Here is a 25,224-nt window from a genome sequence, read left to right as displayed (position 1 = left end):
ATTTTGATAAACAGTGGGATATCGACATATGAATTTTGGATTTGTAATTCTGCATTACAGGACTTATGAGATGACCGTCAGATGTGTGTCATCCATACTTAAGCTGTTTTCCTCAGACAATCTTCACATTGCTGTTGTAGATAATGCATCTCCCGATGGAAGCGGGAAGCGTTTGCAGGAGCATTTCTCAGACAAATCACAGGTAGAGGTAATTCTGAATCATGAAAACCTGGGCTTTGCCAGGGGAAACAACGCAGGCTATGATTTTCTGATTCAGCACTACGATCTCGATTTTGTGATTGTGATGAACAATGATGTCATCATTGAGCAGTCAGATTTTCTTCAGAAAATCGCAGAAAAATATCAGGAAACGCCTTTCTCCGTTCTCGGACCGGATATCTATTCGACATCACGTAAGGTTCATCAAAATCCCTTCAGTCTTTCCGTAATATCCGAAGAGGAATTGACCCTGAAAGCACAATATTACCATGAAATTATGGAACATCCCGGATTTATGTATCTGGAGGAGTCTCTGCGATATTTTTTCATCAATATTAAGCCGGTATATTTATTTGTTCACGCTCTGTCGAATCTCGCGAGAAGAATTCTCGGAAAATACTCCGCAGAAGATGAAATGCAGAAGAAAGCCGAGCGTGATCATCAGGAACAGCTGAAGACGCTCTGGCAGAAATATCAGGAGGATGTAGTTCTTTTTGGCGCATGCTATATTTTCTCACGCGATTTTATCCGGAAACGCCCCTATTGTTTTTACCCGGAAACCTTTATGTACTTCGAAGAGCAGATCCTGGGGTATGAATGTCAGCGGGATCATTTAAAGGTCGTTTATGATCCGGCACTCCAGGTACTCCATTTTGAGGATGTATCAACCAGACAATCCCTGAAGACCGGTTATCAGAGATTTCTTTTTAAATCACGTGAAATGGAAAAATCCTGTAATTTACTTCTGTCATTAATGAGAAAGGACAAGGAAGCGATTCCGCCTCATTCTTAAATTCTGCAAAGATGATGCATAAGAACGAATCACTTCTCAGATAATATGAGTAGCCAGTCATCTCTTCGTAAAAACGCTGTCCTCAACACGATCAAACAGATCTGTGCAATTATATATCCGATTATTACTTTCCCCTATATATCACGTGTACTGGGGAAGTATTATTATGGAAAAGTTAATTTCAGTAATTCTATCGTAAGCTACATTCTTATGATTGCTGCCCTCGGCATAACCAACTATTCCATTCGCGAGGGTTCAAGAATTAAAGACGACAGGAAGGAACTTCAGAAGTTCTGCAATCAGATCTTTTCTATAAATATCTGTTCTATGATTGTGGCATATATTGTTCTTTTTCTGCTGATCTGCTTCTGGAAAAAACTGGACGGGTATACTCTTCTGCTGTTAATTCAGGCTTCTACGGTACTTTTTAATACCATTGGTACCGACTGGATCAATTCCATATTCGAAGATTATGAATTTATTACCATCCGATACATTATATGTCAGGGAATTGCAGTAGTTCTGATGCTTTTGCTTGTACACAGCAAAAGCGATTATCTGCTTTACGCGGTTACCTGCTCCATTGGAACAATATTGGCAAATATTATGAATGTCACCTACATTCGCAAGCACTATGATCTGCATCCGCGTCTGACTCTTCATATGGATCTTCACCGTAATATGAAGCCCATTTTCATGCTCTTCGGCTCCGCGATTGCCACGACCATTTATGTGAACTCGGATATTACCATTCTCGGTCTTCTGAAAAATGAATCAGAGGTAGGTCTTTATACCGTTTCATCGAAGTTTTACACCATTCTGAAACAAATGCTGAATGCATCTCTTACGGTTGCTGTTCCGAGAATATCTCACGAGAGGGACAGTGTAAAACCGCAGACGCTGAATCGTCACCTCAGCCAGATCATAGGCAGTCTGATTATTTTTTCCTTCCCTATAAGCGCAGGACTCTTCAGTCTGGCCAGGAATATTATTGTTCTGTTTTCTGGTGTTGAATATGAGATGGCTTTCACATCTCTTCAGATTCTGAGTGTCTCCATCATATTTGCGACCATGGCGTCCTTCTTCATTAATGTAATCATGATTTCCTTCGGGATGGAGACACAGGTACTTTATGCCACTATGTTTTCGGCACTCATTAATATTGTTCTCAACTTCGTCCTCATTCCTGCCTTCGGACAAAATGCTGCCGCATTCACCACATTATTGTCGGAGATTTCTATTTTCTGTCTTGGTATATTCTACACCCGGAAGAAGGTTAAGATTTCAATCAGACGGAATATGGTCATTGCCGCCACAGAGTTTGTCACTGTCATGTTAATCTGTGCAGGAATCAAACACTTTCTGAGCAGTAACAATTTAATCACGATCTTTCTCTGTGTCATTCTCTGCGCGGCGGCATGCCTTGGAATTCTATTCTGCCTCGATAAAGATGATGTTAAAAAGCTGATTCATTTTCGGAAGTGAACCGGTAAAATGTATTCCAGAAGGACCGCATTCTACAGGGACCTAAGTCCCTGTTCTACTTTTTGTCCGATCTTCCCCAGAGTCCCATGTGATTTGCAATCATACGGACCAGAATGGAAAAACTGAATTTTGTATGCAGACTTTCTCTGAGAAAAATCCCTGCCTTTTCAGAATCCCCATCAACTGCGCACGCATGTGCCATCATGCGCAGCTGATGAGCTTTGGATAACGGGTATTTGTCATACCATGATTTATATTTCTCGTAGATTTTCTCTCCGGCGGTATTGGTTACCCTCGATGAAATGCTGTCGTCCATGACTACACTGTTTACCAACGGTTTTTTGATATAACCGATTTTGTACCCTTTAACAGCCGTATGAATTACAAAATCCCAATCCTGGAAACGCCTGAGCTTTTCATCAAACATGATATCCAATGCCACCTCACGCCGTACAACGATCGTCTGCGTACTGATCAGATTGCCATATAGCAGCTGATCCACAGCATCCCCGGTCTCATCAAAATCACGGAGCGGATGGTAAGTCGTCGTTCCGTTTTCAATACGATTCATTCCGCAGAAAACCAGATCCTTTTGGTTCTGAATCAGATATTTAGATTCCTCTTCCAGCTTTTCCGGCATCCATTCATCGTCACTGTCCTGAAAGGCAATAATCTTTCCTGACACCATGCGGATTCCTACGTTTCTTGCATGATTTGCTCCCTGATTTGATTCGTATCGATGATAAATGACACGTCTGTCCGGAAAATCACGGAAGATCTCTTCCGTTCCGTCGGTAGAACCATCGTCAACCACGATTACCTCGAGGTTCTGATAAGACTGATTCAACACACTTCTCAGACAATTTGTAATAGAATCTCTGCGGTTATATGTCGGTATAACAACTGATATTTTCTCTTGTTTTTCATTCATAATACTATACCTGCTTTAATCTGATTCTGAATAAAAATCTACCTCTTCTGCCGGATCTGTATCATCATCTTACAGATCTGTTGCAGCTTCTGCCAGATCAATCAAAAATTTTCATATGAATCGTGCCTGATCTGATGATTCTCCCTGAAATCTTCTGGCGATAAAAGGTTGATTTACATCTAAATATATCATCGACCCCCAACTATTTCAACTAACGCGGTATGGCGATTTCACACGGCTTCACGCTCATACCTGTTGCCTTCGAAATCGCATACGATAAGTCGTGCCACATACTGTGTAAGCTACGGATTGCTCCGTGCTTCGCACTCCCGCAATCCTGCAGGTATTCGGATTTCGCGCGTTCGCGCTTCATCCTCATACGATAAGTCGTGACACATACTGTATAAAGCCAGCTGCTCCGTTGCTTCGCAACTCTCGCAGCTGCCACATGTGACCGACTTCGTCGGTCTGCCGCGGCGTTCGCCCCACCGCTTCACACTTTGTGTGAGCGGATGTGGCTCACTGCCCGCGCATATTCGCATTCTCGCGGTGTTTCACACCGCTCCATGCTCATACATGTTAGCGTCGTTCAAGCATGCAGTTTTCTATGCATGCTTCGCATGCCCAAAAACTGCCCGCTTGACGACGGCTTTATACAGTAATATCAAATTGTAAGCTTTCCTTGTTTGTGGTATCATAAATGAACATGTAAAGGGCCATAGACAGTCTTGTCCGCATCACTTCGCTGCTTAGAAGATTCCGAATGATCACCCACTTATATTTGCATGATCTTTATGATTCGAGCTTTCAAGAACTGATAAATTCGAATTTTTTCGATAATCGGACACTAAAGGTACATATCACCAAAACAGCCACGATCATTCCATGCACAACAACAGGACCGGCTGCGCGTGGAGGAGTAGTCGATGAGCAGGGAAATTATATCGGTTTTTCCGGATTCGATACTCTTTCAGATGTTGACAGATATAATCCCCCGGTTGATTCAGATTGCCAGAATGCCGCCAGAGATACATCCCTGGACAATGCAATTTATTTAAGGTTTGTACGCAGACACTGAGGACATTTTTTAATTGATTCGCTATCAAGGTTATGGTATGTGATAAAAGAGAATTCCTCTGCTCCATTATTATATTTTGGCGAAAAAATTCAGGAGAATGGAACAGATGCTGCTGAGACTATTGAAAAGATGCGCAAAAAGACAAGGCAAAATGGAAAACTATTTGTTTTCTGAACAGCATCGATTTGACTTGAAGGTATCTGATAAATTACTCAGAAAATATTTCAAAATAAGCTCTTCGAAAACGCGTACAGAATTGTCTCACGCGAATCGTGTGCAGCCGACCGGATGCGATTTCAAGGGCAGCAGGTATGAGGATGAAGTGTAAAGTGAAGCAGCAGACAATCAGTGTAATCACACCTTTTTACAGAGGAAACAAATACATACACTCACTTGCAGACATTCTGGAATCCAACGCGGAAAGAATATCTGCCACGATCCAATGGCTCATCATCAACGACAGCCCGGACTGTCCTGTGGATATGACGAACATAACCCGTAATGCCTATCCTCTCCTCGAAACAGAGGTGATCCGGCTTCCGGAAAATGGCGGAATTCATCACGCAAGGATCGAGGGGCTCAAAAGAGCATCCGGTGATTTTGTTCTCTTTATTGATCAGGATGACCAGATATCGCCGGATTTTTTAAGAATCATGAGCCGTCTGATGACAGAGGATGTTGACATAGCGGTCTGCAACGCCTGGCTGGAACAGGAGGATGGCTCCATGTTTCCCGCTTTTCTCAAAAAAGCTGATCTGGATGATGTACGTAATCTTGCTATATATATCAGAGTCAGAAACCCCATTCGTTCTCCCGGACAATGCCTGATCCGGCGTTCTTCCATCCCGGAGGAATGGTTCCTTCATCCAATGAAAAAAAACGGCTCCGATGATCTTCTTCTCTGGATTCTGATGCTGTGCAGAAAAGCAGGATTTGCAGTTACGCCCGACTGCCTATATACACATAAATATACCGGTTCTAACCTGTCGGATTCGTCTGCTCAGATAAAGACATCGTCTATGGAAGTAGTCGATGTCCTCCAGTCAACCGGCGCTTTAACGTCCGGGCAGTTAAGGGATCTGGAACTTTCTGTGGAATGGGCAGCTCTTCGCTCCGCAGGACAGCAGCCTCTTTTTTCCTTAAAATTTGCGAGGATTATTTTTACCAGGATCTCCTGTAAATTCAGACACCTTGTCTCGCCCCGCATCCATATAACCTGCAGGATCAGCCCGGAACATTAAAAAGGAGTATTTATGAATTCAAATTATGATCTTTCTTCCATAAAAATCGCAGTTGCCGGAACAGGCTATGTCGGCCTCTCCATTGCCACCCTGCTTGCACAGCATCATCATGTCGTTGCCACAGATATTCTTCAGAACAAAGTAGACCTCATCAATGCGCACAAGTCTCCCATACAGGATGAATATATCGAGAAATATCTGGCCGAAAAAGATCTCGATTTAACCGCAACCACCGACGCGGAAAAAGCATATTCCGATGCGGATTTTATTGTGATCGCCACCCCGACGAACTATGACAGTGTGAAAAATTATTTTGATACCTCTGCTGTAGAATCGGTGATCGAGCTCGTATTAAAATTAAATCCGCAGGCAATCATGGTTATTAAATCCACCATTCCGGTCGGATATACCAGACATGTTCGCGAGAAATATCATACGCAGAATATTATCTTCAGTCCGGAGTTCCTTCGTGAGTCGAAGGCTCTCTATGACAATCTCTATCCCAGCAGAATCATTGTATCTACAGACCCGGCAAATCCGGAAACGGTAAAGGCATCTCACACCTTTGCCGCTCTCCTGCAGGAAGGCGCTCTGAAGGAAAACATTGATACTTTGTTTATGGGATTCACGGAAGCGGAAGCCGTTAAGCTCTTCTCCAATACTTATCTTGCGCTGCGCGTTTCCTTCTTCAATGAGCTGGACACCTACGCGGAAATGAAGGGTCTGAATACAAAGGAAATTATTGACGGCGTGTGTCTCGATCCCAGAATCGGCACGCACTACAACAACCCAAGCTTTGGTTACGGCGGATATTGCCTGCCTAAGGATACAAAACAGCTGCTGGCAAACTATGCTGATGTCCCGGAGAACCTGATTCATGCGATCGTAGAAAGCAACCGGACACGGAAGGATTTCATCGCTGACCGTGTACTAAGTAAGGCCGGATACTACGACTATTATCACAACGGAGACTACAATGCCGCTGAAGAGAAAAAATGCACCATCGGCGTATATCGCCTGACCATGAAATCAAACTCCGATAATTTCAGACACTCCTCTATTCAGGGCGTAATGAAGAGAATCAAGGCAAAAGGCGCCACCGTGATCATCTACGAACCCTCGCTGGAAAACGGCAGTACCTTCTTTGGATCAGAGGTTGTCAATGATCTGGCCTCTTTCAAGTCAAAAAGCGACTGTATTCTGGCAAACCGCTATAACCGCGATCTTGACGATGTCAGGGATAAGGTTTATACACGTGATCTGTTCATGCGTGACTGAATAGCTCGCCCCACCGCTCACACAAAGTGTGAACCGGTGGGGCGAACGCCGTTTATTTTACGCGAACAGTGAGCCGCAGCCGAATGCGAAGTATTCGTGTGCGGCGAGCGTCGCGATAAGCGAGATAAAACTCACGCAGCGTGTTTTATCTCGTTGCATGCTCATATATTACATGGTCATATATTGAATATCCGCTTACTTAGCGGGATATTCAACCTGCGGATAGAACTTTTTCCCTTTCTCCACCGCTTCATCCATCAAATGTATTCTTCTCTTTTTTTCATCGTCCGGAAGAGAAGATTTTCGAATCCGTTTCTTATGCATCTCTCTTCGAATCCAGAAAAGTATTCTTCCCTTTATTCCCTCCCGGCGGTACAGAACGGTTTCATTTCGATACATATAGCCAAAGCGTTCCAGCAGTCCCTCATCCGCGGTTTCAATCGCAGGTCCGTCATTATTTTTTGATTTGTGCACCACAACGCTCTTTGCGGAATAATAGCAAGGATATTTCAATGAGATTCGTCGTGTATATTCCCAGTCATCCGTCCAGATCACGAATTCTTTATACGGCAGACCTACATTCTTCACTACAGATGCAGGAACGAAAAGAGAGACAAAGGTAGCCAGGACAATCTTCTGACAATCCTTCTCTGGTTCATTCAGTTTCTTAACCAGCGAAATTTTCTGCTGGTTCATCCGACATGGTGTTCCATCCTTCCAGAGAACCCGGCTGGACAGAAACCCGTAATTGCCCTGCAGGGAATTTCCAAGCTTCAGTAATTCCTTCAGTGAATTTTCTTTTACGATACAGTCATCATCCATAAGCCATAAATAATCATAGCCCATCTCACAGGCTTTCCTTATCCCGTAGCAAAAGCCTCCGGCGCCTCCAAGATTAGAACCTGTGTTATCATAATGCACCCTGGAATTTTTCAATTCATCCGCAATGTATTCCGGAGTCCCGTCCGTCGATGCATTATCAATAATCAACACATCGCATTCTTTGACAGACTGCTTCAGGAGTGCCTGCACACATTCCTTAAGCAGTTCTTTCCGGTTATAGGTTACAATAACAGCAGTGATTCTTCCCTCATGTAAATCATTCATGGCTATTTATTACTCCTATTTGTTAAAACAGAACATTCACAGCTTTTCTCACGCAAACCTGTTAAAACAGAACATTCACAGCCATTCTCACGCAAACCGGGTTTCCAGTCCTGACACATAGAAAATGGCAGAAGGATGAATGGATTGAATACGGTTTCGGTTAATCTCGGTTCCGTCACACATAATAAGCAGATTATTACCAGACTCATGGTCAGAAAAGAATCCGAGACCTTTACCGCCCGATATATCATGTAGCTGTACAGGATAATCACAGCCCCCAGAAGGATTGCTCCCTGTTCCAGCAAAACCTGAAGATAGGCACTGTCGACATAGTTATATGCTGAAGGATTTTCCCATCCGATCCAGGAAATCGGCTGTCCGAATAAGGTGATTGGATATTTTAACAGGGCGTTGTGTCCGAGCCGGAGCCGCTGTGTCAGAAGCGTATTCAGTTTTGACAGAAACGGATTGTATTTGCTGTATGCTGCCTGAAGATAAATGGCCAGCGCAGCTGAGACGGCAGGGATTGCCATAAATATTTTTTTCCATGAATTCTTCTGTCTGGTTTTTCTTTTCCTCTGCACACGAATCCGGAGTCCGATCAGAAAAGCCAGTAAAATCGCACCCGCATTCAGTAAAAAGATAAATCGGCTGTTTGTCATATAAAACAGCCAGTATGCGAGCATCATGAGGATCGCATATTCAGCGACTGTCATTTTCTCTCTGCGGATACAGAAATAACATAAACTGATAAACAGAAGAGCTGTCGGAGCATACGTCGTCCAGGAAAAACCCAGGTAATGTCTGGAACGATCCGAGATATCCCGTATGGTATCCTTCAGGACACCTGCCTGACTGAGAATGACTATTCCGGCGAGCATTGCCGACCGTACGATCAGTGAAACCTTTAAGATTTTTTCCGGATCTACAGAAGAAGCTCCAAAGATCATCCAGAAAAGAAATAATCCGGACCGGTTATCTGAACGCACAGAAACCAGAAGTCCAATCACAAGAAGGATGGCCATTGCCAGCATACTTTTTCTGGTATGATAGTCATGAATCAGTTTGATCAGAACACCTAAGTAACACAAATATCGAATATTTTGTAAAAATGACTTGAAGCCGGCTGTGTTGGAAAAAACACCAACCTGCAAAAATACAGCTGCAGTATAGATAACCAGTATGACGAGATAGAAGCCTTCCCATCTTGCTGCTTCCACTTCTCTCGCCGCAGGTCTATCTGAAAAAATCCCGGCCTTTTCCGTCACCTTCCCTGTGTATACCATTATTTTCCTTTCTAACCGGATTTCTTCCGCCCCTTCTGCTCAAATATAATCCGTCAGCGAACAGAAATTCTGGTGAAGTGAAAGAACATCATACATCTTTATACAGATTCAGAAAAGACTGAATGGTATCGTTGATATCAAACCCCTCTTTTCTCAGAAACGGAACCATGTCTGTTCTTTCTAAATTCATCTGATCTTTCATGGCACGCACCCACGCGTCTATATCCTTTTCCTCAATTCCTGCAAATGAGACGCGTTCTGTCAAAGCGGCCTCGCGAGTAATCCGGTCTGAATAGACAACCGGAAGGCCACAAGCCTGTGCTTCCACTCCTACCACAGGAAGTCCTTCAAACCGGGACGGAAGGACAAACAGGTCCATCGCCTGCATCATCCGTTCTACATGGTCTGTCGTTCCATAGAAAATAACATCGTCAGAAAGTCCTGCCTGTGCTGTCATCTCACGGATCCGGTCCCATATTTCCTTTGTACCGTCATGGGATCCGATCAGAAGGAGTTTTGCCTTTGGAACTTCTTTTTTAAACGCCTCGAATACACGAATCAGATATTCATGATTCTTCTGGTAAGAAAACCGTCCTACATGACCGACAACAAAATAATCCGACAGGCCAAGCTCTTCTCTCATCTCCCTGCGTGTATCCGCGTCAAAGCGAAAACGATTCAGATCAATTCCATTGTTGATCTGAATAACCTTTTCTTTTGGAATTCCGGGGTACATCCACGCAGCTGCCAGGTCGGAACAAGCCGCAAAACTTGAACCGATCTTTTTCAGCCGTCCCCTATATACACGATGAAGAAATTTCTTCACGATCAGGTAATTTCCATCAACCCCAGCAGCGTGAGAATGAAAAATAATCTTTCGCACACCGGCGCGTTTTGCGGCATGTCCAAACGCATACATTCTGTAGGCCGTATCCGCGTGAATATGTACACAATCATATTTATTTTTCATGAGGAGCTGATAGAGGTTTTGCTCAAGATCCCTCATACTCACATGATTGTGTCCCTCTCTCCCGATAAAATATACCTGTGTTCCTCTGTCATTCAGTTCCTTAATATGCGCGTTGTCCGCGAAATGCATGATGCAGGCAATATCCATCTGATACCCTTCCGGTTTTCCCAGAATCACGGAGCGCACCAGAGAATATACGCCTCCCAGGCCCTGATCATCTACATTTACTTCGAGAATTTTTTTCATTTTACCCTGTTCCACTTATCTTTCAGGTTATCGTTTCTTTTCTTCTCTTGTTTACCTGTAAATCACAATTCCAGACTTCTCAGATTTATTTATCTTAAAACGAATCAGGAAATCTGACTTACTTTACACAAAATTCTTTGCCCATCCATTATTGATCTAAGATTATGCTTCCGAGAATTCTCTTCTCGTATGTATGAAGCGTTTCAAGAATGCGGTCTGTCTTCCGGTAATCAGAGCTTCCGATACTGGCAATGATTACTGCTGCGTCTGTTTCCTTCAGACTGTGCAGAGCAGCCGGTGAACTGAGAATATCCCCGGGCGTCTTAATCTGCAGCTCAGATGTCTCCTTGTTCATTTCCGCGGCAATTTTTTCAAGCTGTCCGGGATCAACATCCCCGATCAGCGCAACCGTACCTTTTCCATTCATCAGTTCCGAAAGATTTTCATTTGCAATCTGCCAGCAGATCTTTCTGTCTCTGCTGCTGTAATAATCCGATGCATCCCGATGCGTGAGACGATCCAGTCCTTTTCTCTTTTTTGCGTTGGAAGAAGGTACTACAGCAATTTTGGAAAATCCGTACTGACGGTTCATCTCTGAAGCACTATATACCTTGCCGGATGCAAGCAGAGACAGAATCACAAGGAGAAAATACAATACAACTCCTCCGACAAATCCCGCACCGGCATATTTTACAATCGGTTTCAGCAGGTCACTTCTGCTGACGCTTACCTGAGAATTGTCTGTATTTTCGGAATTCATCCCCAATGTAGCTGTCGCAGTCCCGAAGGAATTATTTCCATTGATCAGATTATTGAGCATGGTCAGCTGGCTGTTTGCCCTATCCGTGACAGTCGTATCTGTCACCGTCGTGGTAACCCGGTTATTGATTACAAGCGTATGTTCTCCATATGTTTTTGTCACGGAAGAAGTATAATTCTGTATCTGTGCAGTCAGCTCATCCATCAGTTCACCGGCGCCCTGCTCATTTGGAAAACGAATGACGATCTCTGTGGAAATTATATTATTGATATGATTTCCGCTCAGGTCCACCAGTTCCTGAAGATACTGAGGTTCTGTATTGTACTTTTCAGCCATCGCTGTCCAGTCTGTTTCGTAAAGGATAAACTCTTTATATGCGTTCAGGATATTATTTGCATCCTGCTCCGCGGAAGTGGTGACAACAACTGAACTGTCATCGGAGGATGTATTTGAACTTTTTATCTCCGTCTCATCTATACTTCCCAGTTCCACCGTAGCCAGAGAATCCGGATCATTTTCTCCTTCTTCCTTAAGTTCCGGTGTAGAAACTGAGATATCTACAGAAGCCATTCCGACGGCGTTCGGATCCATTTGTGTATAAAAAGATTTATTTGCATACTCGGAAGCATGTTCAATCTGCTGTTTAAAATAATCACTATTTTTTTTATAATCTGCTGCTGAAGAAACTCCTGTATCCGCGCTGCCTGTGTTCTCAGAAGGTGCTGCGCTCTCTTCCTTTCCTGCTCCTTTTATCTGCGGCAATAAACGGTATGCCTTCCACCCGGAGATCAATATCATAAAAATTACACCGCAGACAAGCATTCTTCTCCATTTCTGAAAAGCTGTCTGAATCAGAAGTCTCATACTAATTGTTTTATCTCTCATTGTCCCTTCCCCTGACTGAATGTCATTCCTTCATCCTTTATTCGCATTTATCCACATTTACTGAGTTTTATCAACATTAATCAGCAGATTACAGTTTCATTTTTCTCTGATCATTGCAGTTTGAGGAATCACCTCTTCTGAAACCTGCGAACTACTCATTCTGTTTCTCCAGTTTTTTCACGCATTCCTGGAATGCCCTCCGGAAAAAATATCCTTCCCTGAGCTTTTGTCCCACTTCAGCGGCATTTGCACACATTTCACTGTATTCTTCGTCAGATACCCGTCTTATGGTCTCTGCTGCTTCATATAAATTCCGGATTGTAATTCCCACATGATATTTCTTCACAAAATCAGCAATTGCTGCCTCTTCCCACACCATGACCGGCATGCCGGATGTCAAATATAGAGATGCCTTGTGAGGATTATTATATCGAAGATATTCTCCTGTGTTTCCCACGCAGCTCTCAGCAGAAGGTCCGTCCCACACAAGCCCGAAATCGCCCTTCAGTACTCCCGGAAGTTTATCGGCCGGAAAAGCACCCTGATATCGGATGCCTCCAAATACCCCGTCGCTCTCAAAATTAATGCCATAGGCATTGACCGTAAGCTCTTTGTTTTTCGCTGATCCGCTGTTCCGGAACATCTCGTAGAGATATCCGGACTTCCCGGGATGCAGATTACCTGCCACAGCAAGGGAAGGTTCCTTTCCCCTGACTCTGTGACACATCTTTTCATTTGTCAGATAATCGAAGATTTCCAGATTGACCAGCTTTTCGGGTTCAAATCCCTTCTCGATCAGATACTGTCTCATATGTTCATTATGACAGATCACTGCGTCAAATTGTTTCAGAAGATTATGATCTGAGATCTCCGCAGTTTTCCTGTTTTTTGTGTACAGTCCATGAACTCCCATTCTCAGGGACTCCAGATCATGAATCAATGCTATAAAGCGACAACCCTTTTCTCTTTTAATAGCAGGGATATATTTTAAAGCTGCTCTGGCACCATACATGGGATGCTGATATAAAACGAGATCACCCTCCTTAACCGTGCGGCGCAGTTCTTCCCATTTTTCCGAACAGGTCCTAAACAGCCAGATTTTTCCCCTTATTACATCGATTCCCTTAGGAAACATATATTTCTGAGCAGGAAATGAAAATCCGGTCATTCCCATTTCATGTGCAATCGAAGAGATATCTGAAGGAGCTTTTACTCCTGCATGTTTTCCTCCTTCAGACTGCAGATCGACAGAATAAAAGATACTCATTATCCATCCTTTCCCTTCGTAACCACCATACTGTATATTGTGCTACTAGCTTTATAAGCTGCGGATTGTTCCGTGCTTCCGCAATTATACAGTAAACACCCATAGCCCGCAAGCGGAACGCCACAATATGTATAAGTCACCGCATCACTTCGCTGCCCCGCATCTTCCATGCTGCTAACAGGTATAAACATTCTCGCATTGGTTTACGTAAGTTATCAACAAAATTGTTGATAACTTGTGGATAACTCACAAAAATATGGTTCATATTTTTGTAATTTTTTTGTAAACAGTTTAATTTACGCGGTTTTTCTTACGTGTATAAGTGGATATCATTCTGTGCACAAACTGACATCTGCACTGCATTATCCACATCGCCCTTCAAACAACTGTTCTCGTGTTGATAAATTTCGTATTTTAGTTTAATATAAAAGAGGTGTTTTGTCTTCTTTTTTCGGCGCAGCATATTTATGTAACATACTGAAATGGATTGTGCCGGTTACAGGAAGAAATTTTATCAACAGCAGAGGTTATGATGAGCATTATCGAAGAAAAGTGGGATCAGATTCTGGAACGTGTAAAGGAAGAGCATGAGCTTGGAGAGGTTTCCTTTAAGACATGGATCAAACCCCTGAAGGTATACAAGGTAGACGGTCATGATGTCACCATTCTCGTTCCATCGGAACAGGTCGGTCTTGACTATGTATCCAAGAAGTACAAGCTTCCGATCAAGGCTGCCATCGGCGAACTTACCGGAATGGACTGCGAGATTTATTTTATTCTTCCCCAGGACGCGGAGAAAGCCGGACGGGAAAAGCAGGTCAAAAATGAATCCATTCTTACCGGACTGAACCCGAAATATACCTTTGATACCTTTGTCGTAGGCAAAAACAATCAGTTTGCTCACGCAGCTTCTCTTGCTGTTGCAGAATCACCGGGTACGGTATACAATCCTCTGTTTTTATATGGAGGCGTGGGACTGGGGAAGACCCATCTGATGAATTCCATTGCACACTTCATACTCGAGAATAATCCCTCGATGAAGATTGTGTACGTCACCAGTGAAGAGTTCACAAATGAAGTAATCGAAGCAATCCGTGCAGGAAGCAGCACGGCGCTCACAAAGTTCCGTGAAAAATACCGAAACGTGGATGTTCTCCTCATCGATGATATTCAGTTCATCATCGGAAAGGAATCCACGCAGGAAGAATTCTTCCACACCTTTAACGCCCTGCATTCAGCCGGAAAACAAATCATCATTTCATCCGATCGCCCTCCGAAGGATATGGATGTCCTGGAGGAGAGAATCCGGTCCCGGTTTGAGTGGGGTCTGATGGCGGATATCCAGAGTCCCGACTACGAGACACGAATGGCTATTCTTCGGAAAAAGCAGGAACTTGACGGGTCCAACGTGAGCAATGAAGTTTTGGAATATATTGCCAGCAATGTGAAGGCAAATATTCGAGAACTTGAGGGCTCTCTGAACAAGGTCATCGCCATGGCCAACCTCGAACAGAAGGAGATCAACCTTGATCTGGCTCAAAATGTTCTCAAGGATATAATTTCTCCTAATGAAAAGCGGGTAGTCACGCCGGAGTACATCATTGACATTGTGGCGGAACAGTTCAATATCACTCCGGAAGAGATCAAAAGTTCCGTAAAGTCTCGCAGAATTTCTTACCCGAGACAGATCGTCATGTATCTCTGCCGGACGATGACATCAAATAATTTGCAGGCCATCGCGGAAAGCATCGGTGTACAGAACCATACAACCATTATCTACGGCATCAACAAGATCGACAAGGATTACAAGACCAAACCTGAGACAAAGGAGGTCATTGATCTCCTCAAGAAAAAGATTTCTCCGGAGGGCTGATCATACCCGTTCTCCTGAAGGAGTTTCTTCTATATATATAGTGTTCCAGATCCATCTATCCACAATTTATAGACCATGTGGATAAAAACAGAGTGGATAAATGTGGATTATTTTCCATTTACATTTTTCTGACAGCCGATTTCATCGATACTGACAGACTTATGATCCTCTTTTTTCCGCTTTTTTTCACGGAAAAATGGAGTTTTCCACATTTCAACCTCCCCTAAGACGAAGTCGAAGAATTTTTTTATTATTCTTTTCTATCTTTCCCGTTTTTCAACCCACGGGATTGTCAGTATCGCACAGACAAACCGAAAGGAGTCGCACAGGCAATGAAGCTCGTTTTTAATCAGGCAGATCTTGCAGACAGTGTAAGTATCGTAATGAAGGCCGTACCTTCCAAGACCACAATGCCGATTTTACAGTGTATCATGATTGAAGCTTCCTTCAACCAGATTAAGTTTACGGCAAATGATATGGAACTCGGCATTGAAACCATCGTAAAGGGAGAAATTGAGGAAAAGGGAAAAATTGCTCTCGATGCCAAAATTTTCTCGGACATCATCCGTAAACTTCCGAATAGCAAGGTCTTCATCGAAACGAATGAAAATGATGTGGCGACGATTACCTGCGAAAAGGCTAAATTCAGTATTCCAGGAAAATCCGGTGATGATTTCGCATATCTTCCGGTAATTGAGAGAAATGACTTTATTTCCATTTCACAGTTTTCACTGCGGGAGATTATCCGTCAGACGATTTTCTCTATTGCCGTGAATGAGAACAATAAGCTGATGACCGGAGAATTATTTGAAATCCGGAATAATGTGCTGAAGGTCGTATCTCTTGACGGTCACAGAATTGCCATCCGGAATCTGCCTCTTTCCGGAGATTGTCCGGATCAGAAGGTGGTTGTGCCGGGCAAGACATTGAATGAGATCAGCAAGATTCTGTCCGGCGAAATGGATGATATGGTAAATATCTATTTTGCAGAGAATTATCTGCTGTTTGAATTCAGCAATACCATTGTTCTGTCACGTCTGATTGACGGTGAATATTTCCGTATTGATCAGATGCTGTCCAGCGATTATGAGACAAAGATCACAATCAATCGGCAGGAATTCATGGACTGTATCGACCGGGCGACTCTTCTGGTAAGGGAGAGTGATAAGATGCCGGTCATCATTGATGTGACAGACGGGCAGATGGAGCTTCGAATCGATTCTTCGATCGGTTCGATGGACGAGGAAATTGATATTGAGAAGACAGGGAAGGATATTATTATCGGATTTAATCCGAAGTTCCTTCTGGATGCGCTTCGGGTCATTGATGACGAGAGTATTTCCATTTACTTCGTGAATGCGAAGGCTCCCTGCTTTATCAGGGATGAGAAGTCGTCTTACATCTATCTGATTCTTCCCGTAAATATCAATGTGAACAATCGCTGAAGAGGGCAGAAAAAGTAAATGGAGAAAATCACGATCAAAGATGATTATATCAAGCTCGGTCAGGCAATGAAGCTTGCCGGTCTGGTAGATGAAGGTGTGGAAGCGAAGATTGCGATTCAGAATGGCGAGGTTTCGGTAAATGGAGAAACGGATACCAGGCGGGGGCGGAAGCTCACGGACGGTGATGTTTTTTCCTTTAACGGCAGAGAAGTCATGGTGACCAGAGCAGAAGCTTAATCCGGAAATATGTACGTAGAATCACTGGAGCTAAAAAATTACAGGAATTATGACAGAATTTCTCTCCATTTTGACCGGGAGACGAACGTTCTGTACGGCGACAATGCCCAGGGAAAGACAAATATACTGGAGGCCATCCAGCTCGCGGCGACGACAAAGTCTCACAGAGGAAGCCGTGACCGGGAGATCATCCGGTTCGGAGAGGAAGAGGCGCATCTGCGCCTCGTCTTCCGTCGGAATGAGGTGTCTCACAGAATTGATATGCACCTGAAGAAAAATGGTAAGAAGGGCGTGGCAATCGATGGAATTCCGATTCGCAGAGCCTCAGAGCTGTTCGGGATGATCAGTGTTGTCTTTTTTTCTCCGGAGGATCTGAATATTATCAAGAATGGTCCGGGTGAGCGAAGAAGATTCATGGACAGTGAATTGTGCCAGCTGGATAAGGTTTATTATACCGATCTGACAGAGATGAACCGGATCATTACCCAGAGGAACGCACTTCTGAAGGATATTCCTTTTCATCCGTCACTGGAGCAGACACTTGATGTCTGGGATGAGCAGATGGTCAGTCATGGCATTCACATTATCCGGTCGAGAAGATCTTTTATCGGACATCTGAATGAAATCATCGGAAAAATACATGAAAATCTCACAAATGGCAGGGAAAACATTGAGATTGTCTACGAGCCGAATGTGGAGGAGGAGAATTTCAGGGAGATTCTTTCCGGCAGCAGGGTAAGGGATCTCAAAATGAAGACCTCTACGGTGGGACCGCACAGGGATGATTTCAGAGTTAATGTGAATGGAATTGATATCAGGCATTATGGTTCTCAGGGACAGCAGAGGAGTGCGGCTCTTTCGCTTAAGCTGTCCGAGATTTATCTTGTGAGGGAATCGGTCGGGGATACACCGGTACTGCTGCTGGATGATGTCCTGTCCGAGCTTGACAGAGGAAGACAGGCGATGCTTTTGAAGCGAATGGATGAAGCGCAGACGTTCATCACATGTACAGGGATGGATGAGCTCATTGAGAATCATTTTCCTGTTAACAGGGCTTTTCATATCGTGAACGGAACAGTTGAAAATCAGGAGGACGTATGGAAACAGAATCAACCGTTGTGACAAATGAATATGGAGCTGATCAGATTCAGATTCTGGAAGGACTGGAAGCAGTAAGAAAACGTCCCGGTATGTATATTGGAACCACATCCTCCAGGGGGCTTCATCATCTGGTTTATGAGATTGTAGACAATTCTGTGGATGAAGCACTCGCCGGATACTGTACGCATATTGAAGTGACGATCAATCCGGACAACTCCATTACGGTTATTGATGACGGACGTGGAATTCCTGTCGGAATCAATCATAAGGCCGGGATTCCGGCAGTAGAGGTGGTGTTTACGGTTCTTCACGCGGGAGGAAAGTTCGGCGGCGGCGGATACAAGGTATCCGGAGGACTCCACGGAGTGGGAGCCTCTGTCGTCAACGCCCTTTCTGACTGGCTGGAAGTTCAGATCTATCACGATGGAAAGATTTACAAGCAAAGATATGAGCGCGGAAAAACCATGTATAAGCTCAAGGTGGTCGGTGAGTGCAATCCGAAGAAGACAGGAACCCGTGTTGATTTTAAACCGGATGGGACGATCTTCGAGGATACCGTGTATGATTTCAACACGCTGAAGACAAGGCTTCGTGAGACAGCTTTTCTGACAAAGGGGCTGAAGATCACTCTCAGAGACAAGAGAGAGAGAATGGAGCAGGAGAAGGTCTTCCACTACGAAGGCGGAATCAGGGAATTTGTCCAGTACCTGAACCGGAGTGCGGAGGTATTGTATCCGGATGTCATGTACTTTGAGGGAATTCAGAATGGTGTCATGGTTGAAGTTTCCATGCAGCATAACGATTCTTACAATGAAACCGTGTATGGATTTGTCAATAATATCCTGACTCCGGAGGGCGGTATGCATATCGTCGGTTTCCGGCAGGCGATAACCAGAACCTTCAACGACTATGGACGGAAGATGAAACTGCTGAAGGACAGCGATGAAAATCTGACCGGCGAGGATATCCGGGAGGGACTTACCGCCATTGTCAGCGTAAAAATTGAGGACCCTCAGTTTGAGGGGCAGACAAAACAGAAACTTGGAAACAGTGAAGCAAGAGGAGCGGTTGACGCTGTGGTCAGCCAGCAGCTCTCCGTATATCTGGAGCAGCATCCGGATGTAGGCAAGATCATCATCGAAAAATCGGTAATCTCCCAGCGCGCCAGGGAAGCTGCCCGAAAGGCAAGAGAGCTTACCCGGCGGAAAACAGCTCTTGATGGGCTGGCGCTTCCGGGAAAGCTGGCGGATTGCTCCGATAAGGATCCGAAGAAATGCGAGATTTTTATCGTTGAGGGAGATTCCGCCGGAGGTTCCGCAAAATCGGCGAGAAACAGGAAGACACAGGCGATTCTTCCCCTCCGCGGAAAGATTCTTAATGTGGAAAAGGCAAGGCTTGACCGGATATACGGAAACGCCGAGATCCGTTCCATGATCACAGCCTTTGGAACGGGAATTCATGAGGATTTTGATATCACAAAGCTCCGATATGATAAGATCATTATCATGACCGATGCCGATGTTGACGGCGCGCATATCGCAACGCTGATGTTGACGTTCCTGTACCGGTTTATGCCGGAGCTGATCAAGCAGGGACACGTATATCTGGCAAAACCGCCGCTATACAAAATCGAGAAAAACAAAAAAGTATGGTATGCATACAGCGATGATGAACTGAATCAGATCATGAATAAAATCGGCAGAGATGCGTCAAATAAGATTCAGCGTTACAAAGGACTCGGCGAGATGGATGCGGATCAGCTGTGGGAGACTACGATGGATCCTGAAAACAGAATCCTGCTCCGTGTGAATATGGATGAGGATGAATCTTCAGAGATTGATCTTACCTTTACGACTCTGATGGGAGATAAAGTAGAACCACGGCGTGAGTTCATCGAGGAGAGAGCAAAGGATGTTCAGAATCTGGATATCTGACAGGATAAACCGGTAACCATTCTGATCCTGTGGTCCGGATTTTTCAGAGCACAGGTTTACGCGAGAACCAGGATAAGGGGACAGAACCATCAGAAAGCGTTTTTTCCCGTATCACAGGCAGATAGATGAAGCATAAATAATGGCAGAAAGCTGTCCCAAAAGAAAGGCACATGAAAATGGATGATAAAGTCTTCGATCGAATTGAGGAAGTAGACCTCAAGAAGAAAATGGAAGATTCCTACATCGATTACGCGATGAGTGTAATTGCGTCACGAGCGCTTCCGGATGTACGTGACGGTTTGAAACCGGTACAGAGAAGAATTCTGTATTCCATGATAGAATTGAATAACGGACCCGACAAGCCTCACAGAAAATGTGCCCGTATTGTCGGTGATACGATGGGAAAATATCATCCGCACGGAGACTCTTCCATTTACGGAGCGCTTGTCACGATGGCGCAGGACTGGAATATGAGGTATACCCTCGTTGACGGCCATGGAAACTTCGGTTCGGTCGACGGAGACGGAGCTGCGGCAATGCGTTATACAGAGGCAAGGCTGAGCAAAATCTCGATGGAGATGGTTCGTGACATGAACAAGGATACGGTTGACTTTGTTCCGAACTTCGATGATACGGAAAAAGAGCCTACCGTTCTTCCGGCAAGAATTCCGAATCTTCTGATCAATGGCGCATCGGGAATCGCTGTCGGCATGGCAACGAATATTCCGACGCATAATCTCCGGGAGGTTGTTGGTGCCGTAGTCAAAATCATCAATAATCAGATTGAAGAGGACAGAGAGACCACCCTTGATGAAATCATGCAGATCATCAAGGGACCGGATTTTCCGACTGGCGCCGAGATTCTCGGGGTGCGCGGAATTGAAGATGCCTACCGGACCGGACGCGGAAAGATCCGTGTCCGCGCAATTACCAATATCGAGACTCTGCCAAACGGCAAGAGTCAGATTATCGTCACAGAACTTCCGTATATGGTGAATAAGGCGCGGCTGATCGAGAAAATTGCCGAGCTTGTGCGCGATAAGAAAATCGACGGAATCACGGGTATCAATGATCATTCCAACCGTGAGGGAATGAGAATTGTGATTGATCTCCGTCGTGACGCAAATGCGAATGTCATATTGAATCAGCTTTACAAGCATACGCAGCTTCAGGATACCTTTGGTGTTATCATGCTTGCCCTTGTGGACAATCAGCCAAAGATTCTGAATCTTCTTGATATGCTGAAATATTACATTCAGCACCAGGAAGAGGTCGTCACCAGAAGAACACAGTATGACCTGAACAAGGCGCAGGAAAGAGCCCATATTCTGGAAGGACTTCTGAAGGCTCTTGATATTATCGATGAAGTGATCCATACCATTCGGGCATCCGCAAATACCGCAGAGGCAAAGGCAAACCTGATTTCCAGGTTCGGCTTTACCGATCCGCAGGCCCAGGCGATTGTAGATATGCGTCTGAGGACACTGACCGGTCTGGAAAGAGAGAAGCTTCAGGCGGAGTATGATGAGCTTCAGGCCAAAATCATCGAATACAAGAAAATCCTGAGCGACCGGAAGCTCCTTCTCGGCGTAATTCGTGATGAGATCAGTGAAATTGCGGAAAAGTACGGGGATGACCGGCGTACCAGAATCGGATATGACGTCTACGATATCTCCACTGAGGATCTGATCCCGCAGGAAAATACCGTGATCACGATGTCCAGACTCGGATATATCAAGAGAATGTCACCGGATAATTTCCACAGCCAGAATCGCGGCGGAAAAGGAATCAAGGGCATGCAGACTCTCGACAACGACTATATTGAGGATCTGTTCATGACCATGTCTCATGATTATCTGATGTTCTTTACCAATATGGGACGCGCATATACCTTAAAGGCATACGAAATTCCGGAGGCAGGAAGAACCGCCAGAGGTACAGCAATCGTAAATCTCCTTCAGCTGCTTCCCGATGAAAAAATAACAGCTGTAATCGCAATTTCCGAGTTTCGAGAGGATCAGTATATTTTCATGGCGACAAAGAAGGGTATTGTCAAGAAGACTCCGGTGCCGGCATTCCGCCACATGAGAAAGACAGGTCTCGCCGCAATTACGTTAAATAATGGTGATGATCTGATCGAAGTGAAATATACAGATGGAACACAGGATGTAATTCTGGCGACGAGAGATGGAATGTCCATCCGGTTCAATGAGAAGGACGTGCGTCCGACCGGAAGAGGATCCATGGGAGTGCGTGGAATTGCTCTTCGAAACGGCGATGAAGTGGTTGCCATGCAGATCCGTCAGCAGGGGGAATACCTGCTCTTTGTCACAGAAAACGGAATCGGAAAGCGCACCCTATTTGACGACTTCCGCATTCAGACCAGAGGCGGCGTTGGAATTAAGGCGATCAATCTCAGAGAAAATACAGGAAAACTGATCGGAATGAAGGCTGTGAACAGCGAAGATGAAATTATGCTGATCACAAAGGGAGGTATTATCATAAGGACTCCTGTTAAGGGAATTTCTGTTCTGAAACGCAGCGCAACCGGAGTGAAGATCATGGATGTCATGGATTCCGTGGCGGGAATCGCCAAGGTTGTCGGCGAAGATGATGAAGACCCTGAATCCGGGGAAATACCGGATGAGAGTCAGACAGCAGAAGACGAAGATGATTACAAGTCTGAAGAATTCGCGGACGGGAATTCAGGTGAACCTGCATCCGGAGAAGTGTCAGACAGGAAGGCGAATGAATCTGCATCCGGAGAATTGTCAGACGCAAATGCGGACGAGCATGCATCCGGTGAAATCTCAGAGGATAATCGGGAAGAATGAGGAATCGATGATGAGAGATATTGATGTCAGTGAAGTGACAAAAGCGGTAAAGGAAATGTGTATTTCTGTCAATTACGAGCTTTCCGATGACATGAAGGAATGTATGAGATCATCAGTGGATAAGGAACAGTCTCCGCTCGGAAAACAGATTCTGAACCAGCTTCAGGAGAATCTGAAAATAGCAAGGGAAGACCGGATCCCGATTTGCCAGGATACCGGAATGGCCGTTGTGTTTCTGGATATCGGTCAGGATGTTCATTTTGAAGGTGGAGTCCTTGAGGATGCTGTCAATGAGGGGGTCCGTCAGGGTTATACAGAAGGATATCTTCGTAAATCCGTAGTAAGGGATCCTCTGGATCGTGTAAACACAAAGGATAACACACCGGCGGTCATTTATTATAATATTGTGCCAGGAGATCAGGTGAAGATTACCGTTACAACGAAGGGCTTCGGCAGTGAAAATATGAGCAAAATTGTCATGCTTAAGCCGGCGCAGGGAGCAGAGGGAGTCAAGGACGCAATCGTTCAGACGGTAGAAGAAGCCGGACCGAATGCATGTCCTCCCGTATTTGTCGGTGTCGGTATCGGAGGAACATTCGAAAAGGCAGCGCTGATGGCGAAACAGGCACTGACCAGACCGGCTGGGCAGCATTCTGAAATTCCATATGTAAAAGAGATGGAGGAAGAACTGCTGGAGCGCATTAATCATCTCGGAATTGGTCCGGGGGGACTTGGAGGAAAGGTTACCTGTCTTGGAGTGAATATCAATACCTATCCGACTCACATTGCAGGACTTCCGCTGGCGGTCAATATGTGCTGCCATGTGAACAGGCATGCAGTCAGATATCTGTGAGGGGATCGGACTGTGTTTTCTGTATTCGGATATCGTTGACAGAATGCTGCAGGAGTGTGAGAGTGCGAAACACGAAGCAATCCATAGCCTATAAGTATGTGGTGCCCGCCTGCGGGGCATATCGGTTACGGTTTAGCCGCGAATTGTTCCGGAAATAGAGGATATCAAACAATGGAAAGAAAAATGAATGTTCCCATGAGCAGGGAAGATATCAGAAGTTTGCATGCGGGAGATTATGTGTATCTGACAGGAACCGTTTATACGGCGAGAGATGCTGCGCATAAGAGAATGAAGGAAGCCATTGATCAGGGAAAGGAACTTCCCTTCGATGTTCGTGGTAATATAATCTATTACATGGGGCCATCTCCTGCCAGAGAGGGAAGACCGATCGGGTCGGCAGGTCCGACGACGGCGGGAAGAATGGATAAATATGCTCCTCAGCTCATGGATCTCGGATTAAGCGGGATGATTGGAAAGGGACGCAGAACACAGGAGGTTGCCGACGCAATTGTGCGCAACGGGTGTGTATACTTCGCGGCGGTAGGAGGAGCAGGTGCTCTTCTGTCAAAGCGGATTCTCTCATCGGAGGTGATTGCCTATGATGATCTCGGTACAGAAGCAATCCGAAGGCTGACAATCAGGGATTTTCCAGTGATAGTTGCAATTGATGCTGAAGGGAATAACATATACGATATTGCTCTGGAAAAATATCGTGTCAAAGCATGATATAGACCAATGATGGAAAAAGTCACAGCCTACGACTGTTGAAAAAGGCAGGGATTTTATAGCTCTGCTGTTATTCACAGTCCGGCTGCGATAAAGGGAAAGATACTAGTGTAAAAGAGTGAAAAAAGCGCGTAGAAAATAATAAAAAAGCGTTGACAAAAGAATTGTACTTTTGTATAATCACTAGTGCGTCGTGTAAATGACGCGTTAATTTTTTACCTGTTTTTGGTAAATCAAGTGGTAACAACCATTCTTGACACGGGCTTGGAGAAGTACTCAAGAGGCCGAAGAGGCGCCCCTGCTAAGGGTGTAGGTCGGGAAACCGGCGCGAGGGTTCAAATCCCTCCTTCTCCGTCTTTCAGATTTTTCAAAAAAGTTGTTGACAAACTGAAAGATATGAGTTATAGTAAACAAGCTGTCGCCGAAAGACACAGCAAAAACATGAACATTGACAACTGAACAGTAAAACACATCCTCGAAAATTCAAATGAAGTTTTATAAATTTTTGTTTGAACGATCGATGAGTATTCATGGATGTAACGTTCAGATGAACGATACATGAAGTGATTACGATCCTTTAAAACAGTAAAAAGGGATGAATTAGCCAAGTGTTAATTCTGAACGAATCAATCTTTTTTATGAGAGTTTGATCCTGGCTCAGGATGAACGCTGGCG

At 44.7% G+C, this 25,224-nt stretch carries 18 protein-coding genes and 1 tRNA gene; 13 read left to right on the top strand and 6 right to left on the bottom strand.

Features of this window, described 5'->3' with window-relative positions; genetic code table 11:
* Positions 1 to 28 precede the first annotated feature (28 nt).
* Positions 29 to 1,012 carry a glycosyltransferase family 2 protein gene (locus tag ACTQ1O_RS07740; protein WP_441486786.1) on the top strand — a complete coding sequence of 328 codons (984 nt, stop codon included), beginning with the start codon at positions 29 to 31 and terminating at the stop codon, positions 1,010 to 1,012.
* A 45-nt stretch (positions 1,013 to 1,057) separates the two neighbouring features.
* On the top strand, positions 1,058 to 2,497 hold the full coding sequence (locus ACTQ1O_RS07735) for a flippase (protein WP_441486785.1): 1,440 nt from the start codon (positions 1,058 to 1,060) through the stop codon (positions 2,495 to 2,497).
* A gap of 55 nt (positions 2,498 to 2,552) precedes the next feature.
* Here ACTQ1O_RS07735 and ACTQ1O_RS07730 read toward each other — a convergent pair whose 3' ends face one another.
* Complete coding sequence (locus ACTQ1O_RS07730; protein WP_441486784.1) at positions 2,553 to 3,428, bottom strand: glycosyltransferase family 2 protein; 876 nt, start codon at positions 3,426 to 3,428, stop codon at positions 2,553 to 2,555.
* 1,395 nt (positions 3,429 to 4,823) lie between these two features.
* On the opposite strand from ACTQ1O_RS07730, the gene ACTQ1O_RS07725 reads away from it, so the two are divergent.
* Positions 4,824 to 5,747, top strand: a complete 924-nt coding sequence (locus ACTQ1O_RS07725) for a glycosyltransferase family 2 protein (protein ID WP_441486783.1) — start codon at positions 4,824 to 4,826, stop codon at positions 5,745 to 5,747.
* A 12-nt stretch (positions 5,748 to 5,759) separates the two neighbouring features.
* Positions 5,760 to 7,025, top strand: coding sequence for a nucleotide sugar dehydrogenase (locus ACTQ1O_RS07720; protein ID WP_441486782.1), 1,266 nt, complete (start codon positions 5,760 to 5,762; stop codon positions 7,023 to 7,025).
* A 195-nt stretch (positions 7,026 to 7,220) separates the two neighbouring features.
* Here ACTQ1O_RS07720 and ACTQ1O_RS07715 read toward each other — a convergent pair whose 3' ends face one another.
* The 5 genes from ACTQ1O_RS07715 to ACTQ1O_RS07695 form a co-directional block, all read right to left on the bottom strand.
* On the bottom strand, positions 7,221 to 8,132 hold the full coding sequence (locus ACTQ1O_RS07715) for a glycosyltransferase family 2 protein (protein ID WP_441486781.1): 912 nt from the start codon (positions 8,130 to 8,132) through the stop codon (positions 7,221 to 7,223).
* Positions 8,133 to 8,134: 2 nt separating this feature from the next.
* Positions 8,135 to 9,418: a hypothetical protein gene (locus ACTQ1O_RS07710; RefSeq protein WP_441486780.1), complete on the bottom strand. Its 1,284-nt coding sequence runs from the start codon at positions 9,416 to 9,418 to the stop codon at positions 8,135 to 8,137.
* A gap of 88 nt (positions 9,419 to 9,506) precedes the next feature.
* Positions 9,507 to 10,634 carry a glycosyltransferase gene (locus ACTQ1O_RS07705; RefSeq protein WP_441486779.1) on the bottom strand — a complete coding sequence of 376 codons (1,128 nt, stop codon included), beginning with the start codon at positions 10,632 to 10,634 and terminating at the stop codon, positions 9,507 to 9,509.
* A gap of 148 nt (positions 10,635 to 10,782) precedes the next feature.
* Positions 10,783 to 12,279, bottom strand: coding sequence for a hypothetical protein (locus ACTQ1O_RS07700; protein WP_441486778.1), 1,497 nt, complete (start codon positions 12,277 to 12,279; stop codon positions 10,783 to 10,785).
* Between the two features lie 151 nt (positions 12,280 to 12,430).
* On the bottom strand, positions 12,431 to 13,192 hold the full coding sequence (locus tag ACTQ1O_RS07695) for a hypothetical protein (RefSeq protein WP_441486777.1): 762 nt from the start codon (positions 13,190 to 13,192) through the stop codon (positions 12,431 to 12,433).
* An 886-nt stretch (positions 13,193 to 14,078) separates the two neighbouring features.
* Between ACTQ1O_RS07695 and dnaA the strand changes: the two genes are divergently transcribed.
* From dnaA to ACTQ1O_RS07650, 9 genes are all read left to right on the top strand, one after another.
* Positions 14,079 to 15,419: a chromosomal replication initiator protein DnaA gene (gene dnaA / locus ACTQ1O_RS07690; protein ID WP_441486776.1), complete on the top strand. Its 1,341-nt coding sequence runs from the start codon at positions 14,079 to 14,081 to the stop codon at positions 15,417 to 15,419.
* 332 nt (positions 15,420 to 15,751) lie between these two features.
* The gene (gene dnaN / locus ACTQ1O_RS07685) at positions 15,752 to 16,864 is read left to right on the top strand and encodes a DNA polymerase III subunit beta (RefSeq protein WP_441486775.1); all 1,113 of its coding nucleotides are present in this window, start codon (positions 15,752 to 15,754) and stop codon (positions 16,862 to 16,864) included.
* Between the two features lie 18 nt (positions 16,865 to 16,882).
* Positions 16,883 to 17,101, top strand: a complete 219-nt coding sequence (locus ACTQ1O_RS07680) for an RNA-binding S4 domain-containing protein (RefSeq protein ID WP_441486774.1) — start codon at positions 16,883 to 16,885, stop codon at positions 17,099 to 17,101.
* A gap of 9 nt (positions 17,102 to 17,110) precedes the next feature.
* A complete protein-coding gene (gene recF / locus ACTQ1O_RS07675; RefSeq protein ID WP_441486773.1) occupies positions 17,111 to 18,223 on the top strand; it encodes a DNA replication/repair protein RecF in 1,113 nt (370 codons plus the stop codon).
* Entirely contained in the window at positions 18,199 to 20,136 is a 1,938-nt protein-coding gene (gene gyrB, locus ACTQ1O_RS07670; protein ID WP_441486772.1) for a DNA topoisomerase (ATP-hydrolyzing) subunit B, read from the top strand. Before recF ends, gyrB begins: the two co-directional genes overlap by 25 nt.
* A 176-nt stretch (positions 20,137 to 20,312) precedes the next feature.
* Entirely contained in the window at positions 20,313 to 22,970 is a 2,658-nt protein-coding gene (gene gyrA, locus ACTQ1O_RS07665) for a DNA gyrase subunit A (protein ID WP_441486771.1), read from the top strand.
* Between the two features lie 7 nt (positions 22,971 to 22,977).
* Entirely contained in the window at positions 22,978 to 23,823 is an 846-nt protein-coding gene (locus ACTQ1O_RS07660; RefSeq protein ID WP_441486770.1) for a fumarate hydratase, read from the top strand.
* A gap of 171 nt (positions 23,824 to 23,994) precedes the next feature.
* Positions 23,995 to 24,549 (top strand): Fe-S-containing hydro-lyase, encoded by a 555-nt coding sequence (locus ACTQ1O_RS07655; protein WP_441486769.1) that lies wholly within the window; start codon positions 23,995 to 23,997, stop codon positions 24,547 to 24,549.
* Positions 24,550 to 24,815: 266 nt separating this feature from the next.
* Positions 24,816 to 24,903 (top strand) — tRNA-Ser (locus ACTQ1O_RS07650).
* Positions 24,904 to 25,224: the final 321 nt, after the last annotated feature.

This window comes from Bilifractor sp. LCP21S3_A7 (assembly GCF_052118825.1).
Classification (GTDB): Bacteria; Bacillota; Clostridia; order Lachnospirales; family Lachnospiraceae; genus Bilifractor.
The sequence above is the reverse complement of the archived record's forward strand: the minus strand, read 5'-3'. Positions and strand labels throughout refer to the sequence as shown.

Coding starts and splice junctions, on each gene's coding strand:
- dnaA (WP_441486776.1), top strand. CDS start 14,079: ATGAGCATTATCGAAGAAAAGTGGGATCAGATTCTGGAACGTGTAAAG.
- ACTQ1O_RS07735 (WP_441486785.1), top strand. CDS start 1,058: ATGAGTAGCCAGTCATCTCTTCGTAAAAACGCTGTCCTCAACACGATC.
- dnaN (WP_441486775.1), top strand. CDS start 15,752: ATGAAGCTCGTTTTTAATCAGGCAGATCTTGCAGACAGTGTAAGTATC.
- ACTQ1O_RS07700 (WP_441486778.1), bottom strand. CDS start 12,279: ATGAGAGATAAAACAATTAGTATGAGACTTCTGATTCAGACAGCTTTT.
- gyrB (WP_441486772.1), top strand. CDS start 18,199: ATGGAAACAGAATCAACCGTTGTGACAAATGAATATGGAGCTGATCAG.
- ACTQ1O_RS07710 (WP_441486780.1), bottom strand. CDS start 9,418: ATGGTATACACAGGGAAGGTGACGGAAAAGGCCGGGATTTTTTCAGAT.
- ACTQ1O_RS07655 (WP_441486769.1), top strand. CDS start 23,995: ATGGAAAGAAAAATGAATGTTCCCATGAGCAGGGAAGATATCAGAAGT.
- ACTQ1O_RS07725 (WP_441486783.1), top strand. CDS start 4,824: ATGAAGTGTAAAGTGAAGCAGCAGACAATCAGTGTAATCACACCTTTT.
- ACTQ1O_RS07705 (WP_441486779.1), bottom strand. CDS start 10,634: ATGAAAAAAATTCTCGAAGTAAATGTAGATGATCAGGGCCTGGGAGGC.
- ACTQ1O_RS07740 (WP_441486786.1), top strand. CDS start 29: ATGAATTTTGGATTTGTAATTCTGCATTACAGGACTTATGAGATGACC.
- recF (WP_441486773.1), top strand. CDS start 17,111: ATGTACGTAGAATCACTGGAGCTAAAAAATTACAGGAATTATGACAGA.
- ACTQ1O_RS07720 (WP_441486782.1), top strand. CDS start 5,760: ATGAATTCAAATTATGATCTTTCTTCCATAAAAATCGCAGTTGCCGGA.
- ACTQ1O_RS07695 (WP_441486777.1), bottom strand. CDS start 13,192: ATGGGAGTTCATGGACTGTACACAAAAAACAGGAAAACTGCGGAGATC.
- ACTQ1O_RS07730 (WP_441486784.1), bottom strand. CDS start 3,428: ATGAATGAAAAACAAGAGAAAATATCAGTTGTTATACCGACATATAAC.
- ACTQ1O_RS07715 (WP_441486781.1), bottom strand. CDS start 8,132: ATGAATGATTTACATGAGGGAAGAATCACTGCTGTTATTGTAACCTAT.
- ACTQ1O_RS07660 (WP_441486770.1), top strand. CDS start 22,978: ATGATGAGAGATATTGATGTCAGTGAAGTGACAAAAGCGGTAAAGGAA.
- gyrA (WP_441486771.1), top strand. CDS start 20,313: ATGGATGATAAAGTCTTCGATCGAATTGAGGAAGTAGACCTCAAGAAG.
- ACTQ1O_RS07680 (WP_441486774.1), top strand. CDS start 16,883: ATGGAGAAAATCACGATCAAAGATGATTATATCAAGCTCGGTCAGGCA.